Source organism: Citrobacter sp. W9 (assembly GCF_026719375.1).
Classification (GTDB): Bacteria; Pseudomonadota; Gammaproteobacteria; order Enterobacterales; family Enterobacteriaceae; genus Citrobacter; species Citrobacter werkmanii.
Window position 1 is genome coordinate 387,087 of sequence record NZ_JAPPTE010000001.1, and the last position, 12,273, is coordinate 399,359.

At 50.4% G+C, this 12,273-nt stretch carries 11 protein-coding genes and 1 tRNA gene; 8 read left to right on the top strand and 4 right to left on the bottom strand.

What is annotated here, in order from left to right:
* The first annotated feature begins 34 nt into the window (after window positions 1-34).
* From fimA to sfmF, 6 genes are all read left to right on the top strand, one after another.
* Complete coding sequence (gene fimA / locus OOJ59_RS01790; protein ID WP_038638492.1) at window positions 35-604, top strand: type 1 fimbrial major subunit FimA; 570 nt, start codon at window positions 35-37, stop codon at window positions 602-604.
* A 77-nt stretch (window positions 605-681) separates the two neighbouring features.
* A complete protein-coding gene (fimI, locus tag OOJ59_RS01795) occupies window positions 682-1,215 on the top strand; it encodes a type 1 fimbrial protein subunit FimI (RefSeq protein ID WP_160955623.1) in 534 nt (177 codons plus the stop codon).
* Between the two features lie 41 nt (window positions 1,216-1,256).
* Window positions 1,257-1,949 (top strand): type 1 fimbria chaperone FimC, encoded by a 693-nt coding sequence (gene fimC / locus OOJ59_RS01800; RefSeq protein WP_038638498.1) that lies wholly within the window; start codon window positions 1,257-1,259, stop codon window positions 1,947-1,949.
* A 7-nt stretch (window positions 1,950-1,956) separates the two neighbouring features.
* A complete protein-coding gene (locus tag OOJ59_RS01805) occupies window positions 1,957-4,578 on the top strand; it encodes a fimbrial biogenesis usher protein (RefSeq protein WP_193156924.1) in 2,622 nt (873 codons plus the stop codon).
* 4 nt (window positions 4,579-4,582) lie between these two features.
* Complete coding sequence (gene fimH, locus OOJ59_RS01810) at window positions 4,583-5,590, top strand: type 1 fimbria D-mannose specific adhesin FimH (RefSeq protein WP_038638504.1); 1,008 nt, start codon at window positions 4,583-4,585, stop codon at window positions 5,588-5,590.
* A complete protein-coding gene (gene sfmF / locus OOJ59_RS01815) occupies window positions 5,583-6,119 on the top strand; it encodes a fimbria assembly protein (protein ID WP_121528712.1) in 537 nt (178 codons plus the stop codon). Before fimH ends, sfmF begins: the two co-directional genes overlap by 8 nt.
* A gap of 49 nt (window positions 6,120-6,168) precedes the next feature.
* Here the strand turns inward: sfmF and fimZ are convergent, their stop codons facing one another.
* The 3 genes from fimZ to fimW form a co-directional block, all read right to left on the bottom strand.
* Window positions 6,169-6,801 carry a fimbria biosynthesis transcriptional regulator FimZ gene (fimZ, locus tag OOJ59_RS01820; protein ID WP_038638509.1) on the bottom strand — a complete coding sequence of 211 codons (633 nt, stop codon included), beginning with the start codon at window positions 6,799-6,801 and terminating at the stop codon, window positions 6,169-6,171.
* 586 nt (window positions 6,802-7,387) lie between these two features.
* Entirely contained in the window at window positions 7,388-8,110 is a 723-nt protein-coding gene (gene fimY / locus OOJ59_RS01825; RefSeq protein WP_087857088.1) for a fimbria biosynthesis regulator FimY, read from the bottom strand.
* A 386-nt stretch (window positions 8,111-8,496) separates the two neighbouring features.
* Window positions 8,497-9,090, bottom strand: a complete 594-nt coding sequence (gene fimW, locus OOJ59_RS01830; RefSeq protein WP_085047585.1) for a fimbria biosynthesis transcriptional regulator FimW — start codon at window positions 9,088-9,090, stop codon at window positions 8,497-8,499.
* A gap of 37 nt (window positions 9,091-9,127) precedes the next feature.
* Here fimW and OOJ59_RS01835 point away from each other — a divergent pair, with 37 nt between their 5' ends.
* Together OOJ59_RS01835 and OOJ59_RS01840 are read left to right on the top strand one after the other, a co-directional pair.
* On the top strand, window positions 9,128-9,307 hold the full coding sequence (locus OOJ59_RS01835) for a hypothetical protein (RefSeq protein ID WP_069324008.1): 180 nt from the start codon (window positions 9,128-9,130) through the stop codon (window positions 9,305-9,307).
* Between the two features lie 38 nt (window positions 9,308-9,345).
* Window positions 9,346-9,422 (top strand) — tRNA-Arg (locus OOJ59_RS01840).
* A 37-nt stretch (window positions 9,423-9,459) separates the two neighbouring features.
* Here OOJ59_RS01840 and torS read toward each other — a convergent pair.
* Window positions 9,460-12,216: a TMAO reductase system sensor histidine kinase/response regulator TorS gene (gene torS, locus OOJ59_RS01845; RefSeq protein WP_199963881.1), complete on the bottom strand. Its 2,757-nt coding sequence runs from the start codon at window positions 12,214-12,216 to the stop codon at window positions 9,460-9,462.
* Window positions 12,217-12,273 lie beyond the last annotated feature (57 nt).

Sequence of the window (12,273 nt, forward strand, 5' to 3'; positions counted from 1 at the left end):
CCGGAGCCGGATGTGTGTAATTCAAGGGAAATCCATGAAACGTAAATTAATAGCCTCTTCTGTTATTGCCAGCCTGATGTTAGTCGCGGGCGCAGCGGTTGCGGCCGATCCGGCGGCGACCGATCCGGTAAGCGTTAGCGGCGGTACTGTTCATTTTGAAGGTGAACTGGTCAATGCAGCCTGTGCCGTCAGCACTCAGTCATCCGATCAGGTTGTTACGTTAGGCCAGTATCGTACCGCCAGTTTTACTGCAGTCGGTGATACCACGGCACAAATCCCGTTCACTATCGTACTGAACGACTGCGACCCGAAAGTGGCTGCGACCGCCGCGGTTGCTTTCTCTGGCCAGACCGACATCACTAACAATAACCTGCTGGCCGTTTCCTCCTCGGATAACAGCACTACCGCGGGCGGTGTAGGGATTGAAATTCTGGACAATACGTCCACCGCGCTGAAGCCGGATGGAGCAACCTTCTCTACCGCTCAGGCGCTGGTAGAAGGGACCAACACCCTGCGTTTCTCTGCCCGTTATAAAGCGACCGCGACCAGCGCTACGCCGGGTCAGGCGAATGCCGACGCGACGTTTATCATGAAGTACGAATAAGCCGTTCAGATTCGCGCAAGGATGATGTTCGCCTCATTGGATGAGGCAATATCCGGGGATGAAAAAGGATGCGGCAGATGATAGGGAAAGGCGTGGCGCTGGCGGGAATGCTGTGCGTAATGCCTGTGCTTGCTCATACGGTAATACTGGAAAGCGGACGCCTCCACTTACGGGGACAGCTCGTTAACGGCGCCTGTACGGTCGCCACCGACAGCCAGAATTTGCGGGTGCAAATGGGGCAATATCGTACCAATGCCTTCTCCGGAACGGGAAGCTTTGCCTCTACCAGCGTACCGTTTTCACTGCGATTAACATCGTGCAGTTCTGATGTTTATGACCACGTCGGGATTGCGTTTGCCGGTGTGACGCCAGCGGAAGATCCGCAGGTTTTTCTGGCCAGCGGCGATGCGTCTGCATCTTCTGGGGTTGGTCTGGCGTTATTTGACGAGCGACAACGGCAAATAATTCCTAATGCGCTACCGCTTCATTACGCGCCGATTATCACCCAAGAGATGACGTTTCATTTCACTGCTCGCTATCGGGCCGTCTCGGAAAATATCACACCGGGAATACTTCGTTCAGACGTGTGGTTTACGTTGGTTTATCCCTGATTTATTTCCCAACGATAATCGCATCAAAGGTATTTGTAGCTATGTTTAATAATCTAAAATCAGGTTTTATCCTTTTACTGGCCTTATTTTCTGCTGCCAGTGTGCAGGCAGCCGGCGGCATTGCATTAGGCGCTACCCGTGTTATTTATCCAGCTGATGCCAAGCAAACTTCGCTGTCTATTAGCAATAGCGATACCAAAGAACGTTACCTGGTAAATTCATGGATCGAGAATAGCGCAGGGGTTAAAGAAAAATCGTTTGTCGTGACGCCTCCGTTGTTTGTCAGTGAGGCTAAAAGTGAAAACACGTTGCGTATCATCTACGCAGGCGCGCCGCTGCCAAAAGACCGTGAATCGCTGTTCTGGATGAACGTGAAAGCCATTCCGTCAGTCAACAAGAACAGCCTTGAGGGTAAAAACGTTCTGCAACTGGCGATTTTGTCGCGCATTAAACTTTTTGTCCGCCCAAATAATCTGCCGCACATCCCGGAAGATGCTCCCGGCATGCTGCAGTTTTCCCGTTCCGGCAACCACCTGAAAATCAACAATCCGTCTGCGTATTACGTCACCCTGGTCAACCTCACTGTGGGGAAAACGAAGATCGATAACGTCATGGTTGCGCCGAAAAGCGATACGCAGGTGCTGCTGCCAACGGGCGTACAGGGCAACGTTACCTTCCAGACGGTCAATGATTATGGCGCGGTGACCACCGCTCAAACGGTAAGCGTGCGTTGAGATAACGATGAATAAGACAACGTATTTTCCTGACCTGTTACCGGGGGTTACGCCACCGCTGGCGGGGGTGGCGTTGTCCACGCTGGCGGCGCTCTTTCCCTCTTTAAGCCATGGGGAAAGCTATTTCAATCCGGCATTTTTATCTGCGGATACGGCAACCGTGGCGGATTTATCACGTTTTGAAAAAGGTAATCATCAGCCTGAAGGCGTTTATCGTGTGGATATTTGGCGCAATGATGAATTCGTTGCTACCCAGGACATTCATTTTGCCAGCAGTGCGGGAAAGGCAGGGGAGAAGTCTGGCGGACTGATGCCATGCTTTGGACTCGACTGGGTAAAACGCCTGGGCGTTAATATTGCCGCGTTTCCGGCACTCAGTCAGGATCCGAACGCGACCTGTATCAATTTGCCTGAGGCGATTCCCGGCAGTGAAGTTGCCTTTGATTTTTCTACTTTGCGCTTAAACATCAGTCTGCCGCAGGCGTCGATGTTAAACAGCGCGCGCGGCTACATTCCACCGGACGAATGGGATGAAGGGATCCCGGCGGCGCTGATTAACTATAACTTTACCGGTAGCCGTGGGAGCGATACTGACAGCTATTTCCTGAGCATGTTGAGTGGCTTGAACTATGGACCCTGGCGGCTAAGGAACAATGGCGCGTGGAGCTATTCCAAAGGTGACGGATACCATTCACAAAGCTGGAAAAACATCGGTACATGGCTTCAGCGCGCGGTTATCCCGCTGAAGGGTGAACTGGTGATGGGCGACAGCAATACCGGAAATGACGTTTTTGACAGCGTCGGTTTTCGTGGCGCGCGACTCTATTCCTCAGACAGCATGTATCCCGACAGCTTACAAGGCTACGCGCCTACCGTACGTGGCATTGCGCGTACCGCAGCGAAACTGACTATTCGTCAGAATGGCTACGTGATTTATCAAAGTTATGTTTCACCGGGCGCTTTTGCGATAACCGATCTTAACCCGACCTCCTCCAGCGGTGACCTTGAGGTGACGGTGGATGAGAAAGACGGTAGCCAGCAGCGCTATACGGTGCCGTACTCCACGGTTCCGTTGTTACAGCGAGAAGGGCGTTTCAAGTATGACGTGGTTGCCGGGGATTTTCGCAGCGGCAATAGCCAGCAATCCTCACCGTTTTTTTTCCAGGGAACATTAATCGCCGGGTTACCAGAGGGGTATACCGCTTATGGTGGTACGCAGTTAGCCTCACGTTACACTGCGGTAGTTTTAGGTACTGGCCGAAATCTGGGGGATTGGGGGGCAGTTTCCGTCGATTTAACCCATGCGCGCAGCCAACTGGCGGATGACAGTACGCACCAGGGGCAGTCTCTGCGTTTCCTGTATGCGAAGTCATTGAACAATTTTGGCACTAACTTTCAGCTGTTGGGCTACCGCTACTCTACGCGTGGCTTCTATACACTCGACGACGTCGCGTATCGCAGTATGGAAGGCTATGAGTACGAATACGACAGCGAAGGCAATCGCCACGACGTGCCGGATGTGAAGAGTTACCACAATCTGAGCTACAGCAAGAAAGGCCGTTTTCAGATCAACATTTCGCAGAATCTGGGGGATTACGGATCGCTGTATATCTCAGGTAGCCAACAAACGTACTGGAATACCTCAGACACCAATACCTGGTATCAACTGGGCTATGCCAGTGGTTGGCAGGGGATTAGCTATTCACTCTCCTGGTCGTGGAATGAATCAGTCGGCATCTCCGACACCGACCGCATTATGGCGTTCAATATGTCAATCCCGTTCAGCCTGCTGAGCGGGCGGCGTTACTCGCGTGATAATGCCTTCGATCGCACCTACGCCACCTTTAATGCCAACCGCAATAGCAACGGACAAAATAGCTGGCAGAGCGGGATCGGCGGTACGTTGCTGGATGGCCGTAACCTGAGCTATAGCGTGAATCAGGGTCACAGCAGTACTAATGGTTACAGCGGAAACGCCAGCGCTAACTGGCAGGCGGCCTATGGCACGCTGGGCGTGGGATACAACTACGACCGCGACCAGCATGACTACAACTGGCAGCTCGCCGGCGGTGTGATAGGACATGAGGACGGCATTACGCTTAGTCAGCCGCTCGGCGATACCAATGTGTTGATCAAAGCGCCAGGCGCTCAGGGCGTGCGGATAGAAAACCAGACCGGCGTGCAGACCGACTGGCGTGGATACGCGGTGATGCCGTATGCCACCGTCTATCGCTATAACCGCGTCGCGTTAGACACCAATTCGATGAACAACAATACCGATGTGGAAAACAACGTCAGCAGCGTCGTGCCAACGCAAGGAGCATTGGTGCGAGCGGCGTTTGATACACGTATCGGTGTGCGGGCGCTGATGACGGCGAAATATGCCGGTAAACCTGTGCCATTTGGCTCCGTGGTACGTGAAAACACCAGCGGCGTGGCCAGTATGGTGGGTGAAGACGGGCAAATTTACCTGAGCGGCCTGCCGCTTAAAGGCGAGTTGCTGATCCAATGGGGGGAAGGCGCAAAAGCTCGTTGCGTGGCGCATTATGCCTTGCCTGAAGAGAGCCTGAAACAGGCGGTGACGCTCACGAATGTGACGTGCGAATCGCCAGCGGCACGACGGGAATAATACGATGAAACGACAAACAGGTTTGTTACTGGCAAGCGCGTTACTGCTGATGGCGCAACCGTCCTGGGCAACGGTCTGCCAAAATTCGAATGGCACACCAACGGATGTTTTTTACGATCTGTCGAATGTCTTTAACAGCAGCAACAACCAGCCGGGACAGGTGGTGACGTTGCCGGAAAAATCAGGCTGGATTGGCGTTAATGCCACCTGTCCGGCAGGGACGACGGTGGATTATACCTATCGAAGCTATGTCACTGAACTTCCGGTTCAAAGTACCGAGGGCGGTTTTCAGTACCTGAAACTCAATGACTACCTGCTGGGGGCTATGAGCATCACCGACAGTTACGCCGGGTTGTTTTATCCCCCGCGTAACTATATCCGCATGGGGACTCACCCTAACGTGCCTAAGCAGCAACCTTTTGGCGTAATGGATTCAAAGCTGGTGTTTAAACTCAAAGTGATCCGCTCATTTATTAACATGGTGCCTATTCCCCGGCAGACGATGTTCAGAGTCTATGTCACCACCAGTACCGGAGATGCGCTGAGTACGCCGGTTTACACCATTAGCTACAGCGGTAAGGTGGAGGTTCCACAAAACTGCGAAGTGAACGCCGGACAGATTGTCGAGTTTGATTTTGGCGATATTGGCGCATCGCTGTTTAGCAAGGCGGGCGCGGGCAACAAGCCTGAAGGCATCAATCCGCAGACAAAAACGGTGGCCATAAAATGCACCAACGTTGCCGCTCAGGCCTACTTGACCATGCGGGTAGAAGCGGAGAAAGCCTCCGGGCAAATGATGGTTTCAAACAACCCGGATTTAGGTTTCATTGTTGCCGACAGCAGCGGTAATCCGCTAACGCCTAACAATCTGTCCAGCACTATTCCATTTCAACTGGACGACAACGCCGCGGCGAGTGTTGGGATCCGGACATGGCCGGTCAGCGTGACGGGTAATAAACCCACGGAAGGGCCTTTTACTGCCCGTGGCTATCTGCGAGTGGACTATGACTAATAAGCAAAAGCCCGGCGCATGGGCATTTCTGGCGATTATGCCGATGCTGGCATTCAGCGCGTTATGCCAGGCCGCCTCGTCGCTGGGAGAAATCAATATTGAACTGCGCGGTAACGTGGTGGATTTTACCTGCGCGGTGATTGCCAGCGACAGCAATAAGTCGGTTGATTTAGGCACCTGGCCGACAAAGCAGTTACAGACCAGCGGAGACACCACCCAACCGGTCTCGTTTACGCTGAAGCTTGAAGGCTGTCCGCCGGGATCCGCGTCGATAACGTTCTCCGGGACCCCGGCCCCAGGTACTACGCTACTGGCGCTCGATAACGCGCTTATGGCGCAAAAGGTGGCGATTGAGCTGCGCGATAGCGACCGGACGCGATTGCCGCTTGAGCAGGCCAGCCAGGCCGTCGGTATTGATGAGAATGGCAATGCCACGCTGACTTTTTTTGCCAACTATATCGCGCTGGCTGATGGGGTGCAGCCCGGGGTCGCCAGGGCCGATGCCACGTTTATGATTAACTATAACTAATCATTGCGCTGACAAAACACTCCCGAACGACATCTCGCCGGGAGTGTTGTTACATTAATTCATGCATTTTGGCGTAGTCGATCAGTTCAACGATGGTATGCAAACCGAGCTTGGAGTAGATATTAGCTTTGTGAGCGCTAATCGTTTTATTGCTGAGTAGCAATTGCTCAGCAATTTCCTTGTTGGATAGCCCGTTTGCCAGATAACGTAAAACCGTCACCTCGCGGTTAGAGAGCGGCATATCATTTAATACACCTTTTTGCACATTTACATTGTTAATAAAGTTCAGTGTATCCGAAGGGAAAAAAGAATATCCTGATAAAATCATTTTTACCGCATTGTAGATATCATTTAGATCCTTTCGTTTACTGACAAAACCATTTGCCCCGGCGCGAATAGCGCGCCCGGCATAAAAAGACTCAGATTTTGAAGACAGAAATAGCACCCGAGTATTCTCCTGCAATGATTTTATTCTCTTGAGTAATGTAAAGCCATCAGAGCCAGGCAGTTCAATATCCAGGATGACAAGATCGACAGGGTACGTGCGTAGATGTTCTATTGCCGCGCGGCTGTCATCGGTTTTCAGCACAACCTGAATATTACTGTTTTTTTCGAGGAGTACTTCTATCGACATTCTGACAATAGGGTGTTCGTCCATAATGATAACGGATGCTGGTTTCATTGTTGTATGCCTCAAACTGTTTGCGTATCTTGCGAATTTGATAAAACATCAGGCGTTATAATATTGTCAAATAGCCAAGAGTTGTTCTGAGGAGAACCGAATAAATACTATTTCGTCCTTGTTTATTCGGTTGTTCTTCTACAGAACAATGAATTTGTGGAACATCCATTTCACACTGGAAAAACTAACAATTAATCAGGAAACAGTGAGGATTATACCTGCTCCGCTCTTTCGGAAAAGACTTACAACATCCCGATTGTTAATGGCAGTTAGGATGTTCTGAAAGATCCAGATGTGTTAATGACTATTGGCATTATTTATCTGCGGTTCGAATTATGGCAGATTGAAAATTTATTTTAAATAGTAAAAACGATACAATAAGCTAATTGTTTAGGTTTTGTTAAGTCAGCGGGAACACTATTTTCGAGCGATGTACGCAGAAACAGTAAGGTTAAGTGTGGAAGAGGTGGTATCTATAATACCAGGAATAGTTGTAAATATTAAATATTTGTGAAAATTGGATCAATTTTCTCATGCTAAAATAAGTAATTTCCTAAAAAATCTTACTGGACATAGGGTTATGGTGTTAAATTAAATGATGAGAGGTAACGTTGAGACGATGTATCAGATGCAAAAAGCGCTGCCGGTTTGGTAATCCCAGGCGGGTAATCAACTGGTTCAGGCGATAGATGATGCGGTGGTAGGGTTGTGTCTGTAACTGAGCAATCTTTTTTAAGGAGTTACCTTGTAAAAGTAAGGTCACCATCTCCCAATCGACCTGCTTTATGCGCCTCGAATGAATATAATTTAGCACCGGGGATAATAACGCCTGACGCATCTCTGGGAGGTGTAGACTGCGTGATAAGATATAAAATGGGCCAGACAGTGATATAAAGGTTTTAAGATCTTCATCATGACTGGAAAGCAATATGAAGATTTGGATATCATTCCGCTGTTTAAGTAGTTGGCGCAGGCACTGAAGAATATCGAAGTAAGAGCTTGTTAAGCCTTCCATATCAACCACTAACTGACTAATGACCGACTTTTGCAGGCAGACCAGCGCCGATTCAATGGACCGGAAGATCGCGGTGCGCGTGCCTGAGAATAAATGGCGGCTCAGTGTATAGGCAAGATAATAGTCTCCTGTAATAATCGCCTGAGATATAGTATCGCCCGGTATGGTGTATTCGATTTTTTGCGCCAGATACTCGATTTGGTCGAATACTTGTGAGGTACAGTGGGGATATTGATGGGTACAGTTAGCGTTTCGTATACGGCGATGTCGTTCCCGGCGTTTTGCGCTGTGCATCCGTTTCCATTCCATTTCTGTTGCGGCAGCTCTGGATAAATTGCTGACAACAAACATCCCTGACCCAAATTTTTCCAGCGCGACGGTGAGTTCCCTTGTGCCGTTGGGTTTCAATGTCTTCAACAATCACCAGACTGGCAATTGAGTATCCCATCAGAATAATCTGCCGGAAGTTTTCTGATGTCTTACTCAATGCCCAAAAGATCGTTTTATCCAGTTCAACCTCTCTCTGGGGTTAGTTAAAATATTACCGGGTGTACCTTTCGGTTACCTCATGAATTGTATGACTGGATTATTCTGGCAGTCAGCTGCCAGGTACAGTAGGAGCCGATACTTAATTGATGGTGAGATATTTCTCAATAAAAAATTAGGCGGAGAGGTTCCACCTAATTTTGTAGAAAGTTCAGATGCGCACGGATGTATCTTAAGAATTGCTGATCGTTTTTCACGTGCAGCTTTTTCATAATGCTGCGACGGGTTGCTTTGGCATGGATATCGCTGATTGAGAGCAGGTGAGCGGTTTCGGCTAACGTATATCCGCTGGCAAGAAACATTAAGAACTGGCGCTCTGCAATAGAAAAGTTGCGGGTGGTGCAGTAATGGCAGATAGTCGCCGGTACGCTGTTGCGTAACGCGCGTTTTTGCAAGATGAGGACTAATTTTTTGGTGATCTCGTCAACGTCATCTTCCCGATAGATCAGCGGCAACATGTACAGGCAGGGCCGGAACATCAGCTTATCTTTATCGTTTCTGTTGCAGATCACCACCCGGTGTTGGCGCCTGGTGTGAACCGGAACCTGATAGCATTCGGCGCTGAGCCAATCTTCATCCAGTGAGATAAACGCGATGTCGGCGCGATCGATCTCCTCGACAGGCAAAAAACTAATCTCCTGATGCCACTGACTTGCCAGATGGGAAATAATGATTTTCAGCCCGTGTTCGAAGTGACTATTTTCTTCCTTGATGGCGATACTTAACATTGAAGAGTTCCTGAACCGCTGGAAAGAGGGTAAGGGAATGTTAAGCAAAATCATAAATATTCTAAATACATGTATCCTTAAATCTGGCGCTATGCGGGCTGAGTTGTTACCAGGTGATTTCCTGGATACCCTTGAACGACCAGAAAAAATCAACATTCGTACACTTCACCAGCAACTGAAACAAAAGGCATTGACTCAGCAAGCGCTGACCGTATAATTCACGCGTTTCTCTGCATGAAGTTATCACTTCACAATGCGCCCTTAGCTCAGTTGGATAGAGCAACGGCCTTCTAAGCCGTAGGTCGTAGGTTCGAATCCTACAGGGCGTACCATTTCACAGTAAGTCCAATTCTTAGCTTCTGCGTACCGCTACGACTTTTCCTTCTCCAGCCATATTTCTACTTCATTAAGACTGCGATGCACTTCCTCTCTGAGTGAAAAATCCGCAAACGGCTGTTGTTCCAGCGCTGCACACATCTTGCTGGCTGAGCGCATTCCCATGCTGGCACAACTGCTTTTAAGCTGATGCGCCAGGCGCTTTAGCTGCTCGTATTCGCCTTCTGCGCGTGCAGCGTCAATGTCATCTAATAAAGGCAGGGTATGTTGCTTAAAGAGTGCTAACCATTCATGTACTTTTTGTACACCCATGGCCTGGATATCGTCGGCCAATTGCTGAGTGTCCAACCGTGCGCTTTCCCCCCCAGGGGGTTGCGAAATGGCTTCGTTATCGCGCAGATAATGGGTAATCAGCCGACTGAGTTCATCCCGGGGGACCGGTTTTTGAATAATGCCGAGAAACAAGGTGCTGGTTCTTTGGCTAAGCGTTTCGTCGATAACGTGCGCGCTAAAGCCAATCAGGTTAAGCCCTGGATACGTGCGAATTAACTGTTGTGCCAGCGTGATACCGTCGATATCCGGCAGATCGAAATCAACCAGAGCAGCGTCATAACGAGCATCTTTCTGCAATATTTTTAGCGCATTAGCAGCGCTGTCGGCAGCGGTGACCTGCGCACCATTGAGAGTGAGCATTTCCGTGCTGATGTGCTGTGTGAGGGGATTATCCTCAATAAGTAATAAACGCAAACCTTGTAACGATACCCTGTGTTGGATGGATTCAACCATGGGCATTGCGGCCGCGCGTAATGGTAATCGCAGGCGAAAACAACTCCCGACACCGGGTGTACTGGTAACGCTCAATTCTCCCTGCATCGCCTGAGCCAGACTTGCGCTGATGGTGAGTCCCAGCCCGGTTCCTCCACGTTTGCCGCTGACTTGTACAAACGGCTGAAAAATATCGCGCTGACGGGAGGGGTCAATCCCACATCCGGTATCTTCAACCTCGATATACCAGTCTTTGTTTTCACGCCGGCTACGCAGGATGATGTGTCCATGATCGGTAAAGCGTAGTGCGTTGTTTAATAAGTTAGTAATAATTTGTCGGATGCGCCGCGGATCGCCGCGTAGGGCCATGGGCACGTCATCGGCAAATTCCGCTACCAACTCGACGGGGCGACTCGCGACGCGGCCATGCATTAGCTGAAGCGAACTTTCCAGCAAGGGTTTGTGTTCAAAAGGTTCATCGCCGATCGCTACATTTTTACCACCAGCTTCGATGGCGGAATAGTCCAGAATATCGTTAAGGATGGTCAGTAGAGACTCGCCCGAGTCGGTGATGGCGCGTAAATTATCCCGATGCTGCGCCAGTGCGGGATTGTCTGAGAGCAATTGCGCGGTGCCAAGGATCCCATACAGCGGAGTGCGTATTTCATGGCTCATGGCGGCAAGAAACGCCGATTTTGCTTGGTTGGCTTTTTCGGCCTCAGCGCGCGCTTGTCGGTGTTCATATACCAGAGAGCGAAGCTCTGCGGTGCGAGCTTTAACCTGAGCAGCCAGATGCTCACGATGGCTATTGAGCGTATGAACGCTGGTACGAAAGGCATCCATCAAACGACCAATGGTATCCAGTTCGCGAACACCCGCGGTTTCCGGGAAGGGGGAATCAATATCGCCTTCCAGAAGGCGCTGTAACGCCTGCGTCTGCTGTGCCAGCGGACGGGTGACTGAGCGATAAACCACACGCCAAAGAATGAGAATCAACAGGCATAATGAGACGCCGCTCAACAGCAACAACAGGTTTTGCCCGCGCTGGCTGGCTTGTTTGAGATGCGCCAGTCCGGTCTGGTTGCGTTGGCCGATGATGTCCACCAACTGACTGACTTCGCTACTGAAACGGGTGAATTGCTCGATATTGTTCTGCGATAAGATCTGTAACCGGGTGGTGATGTCATTATCCTGACGATACAGGGCCAGCAGATCAACATAACGGCCAATCGTATCGACGGTATTGGCAACCTGAGTGCGTACCACCGGATCCTCAATACGAATTTGTCGGCGGTGAAGCACTCTGACGGCGGCATTGAGCTGGGTTTCCAGCGCCGCCAGGTTATTCTGCGCCTGGTTATTCCCCAGATTCATCACCCTTTGCTGCACCCGTAACGCGCTCAGACGCAGTTCGTTCATCTGATTATAATATTCCAGATCGATATCAATGAGCCTGTCCAGCGCTTGTTCAGCGGCCTGGCCCTGACGGCCCTCGATCAGATCATAAATACTTGCCTGAGTAGCGCCCGCAGACGTGGCGGCATTATTGGCCTGTCCGCGCGCCATTTCGGCTACGTCTGTGGTGGCCTCAACAATTTGCTGGCTGAGTTGCTGTTGTTGATCGCGTAGCTTCAAACGCTCGCCAACCATCTCCCCCTGATGGCTTAACGACTGGGCGATCTCTTTTTCCTGTTGTTCAATGGCCGAGGTGTCAAAGCCCTGCTCGCGAAGGGTTTTCAGTAATGCAGTTATTTTCAGGCTTTGGGCGGTTAACATCCGTCCCTGAGCCAGCCACATATTTTCATTATCTGCGGTAGTCAGATTCTGCGCGGCAAACAGTTCCCAGGCGCTGGCTTCGCTGAGCTGGCGCGCCATATCCATGGTCGGGATAAGCGCCTGAGTATTGGCCTGCTCAACCTGGCTGACAAAACGCAGGTTATACCAGCCTACCAGCGTGCTGATGAGGGTCAGTGCCGCCATCAGCGCAAAGCCAATCCACAGTCGTTTGGTCAGAGATAAATTCACTGTCTGGTCGCCACAGATTAAAAAGGTTGAGTCCAAAAGAGGAAAGCAACTAGGATA

Coding starts and splice junctions, on each gene's coding strand:
- fimA (WP_038638492.1), top strand. CDS start 35: ATGAAACGTAAATTAATAGCCTCTTCTGTTATTGCCAGCCTGATGTTA.
- fimI (WP_160955623.1), top strand. CDS start 682: ATGATAGGGAAAGGCGTGGCGCTGGCGGGAATGCTGTGCGTAATGCCT.
- fimC (WP_038638498.1), top strand. CDS start 1,257: ATGTTTAATAATCTAAAATCAGGTTTTATCCTTTTACTGGCCTTATTT.
- OOJ59_RS01805 (WP_193156924.1), top strand. CDS start 1,957: ATGAATAAGACAACGTATTTTCCTGACCTGTTACCGGGGGTTACGCCA.
- fimH (WP_038638504.1), top strand. CDS start 4,583: ATGAAACGACAAACAGGTTTGTTACTGGCAAGCGCGTTACTGCTGATG.
- sfmF (WP_121528712.1), top strand. CDS start 5,583: ATGACTAATAAGCAAAAGCCCGGCGCATGGGCATTTCTGGCGATTATG.
- fimZ (WP_038638509.1), bottom strand. CDS start 6,801: ATGAAACCAGCATCCGTTATCATTATGGACGAACACCCTATTGTCAGA.
- fimY (WP_087857088.1), bottom strand. CDS start 8,110: ATGCACAGCGCAAAACGCCGGGAACGACATCGCCGTATACGAAACGCT.
- fimW (WP_085047585.1), bottom strand. CDS start 9,090: ATGTTAAGTATCGCCATCAAGGAAGAAAATAGTCACTTCGAACACGGG.
- OOJ59_RS01835 (WP_069324008.1), top strand. CDS start 9,128: ATGTTAAGCAAAATCATAAATATTCTAAATACATGTATCCTTAAATCT.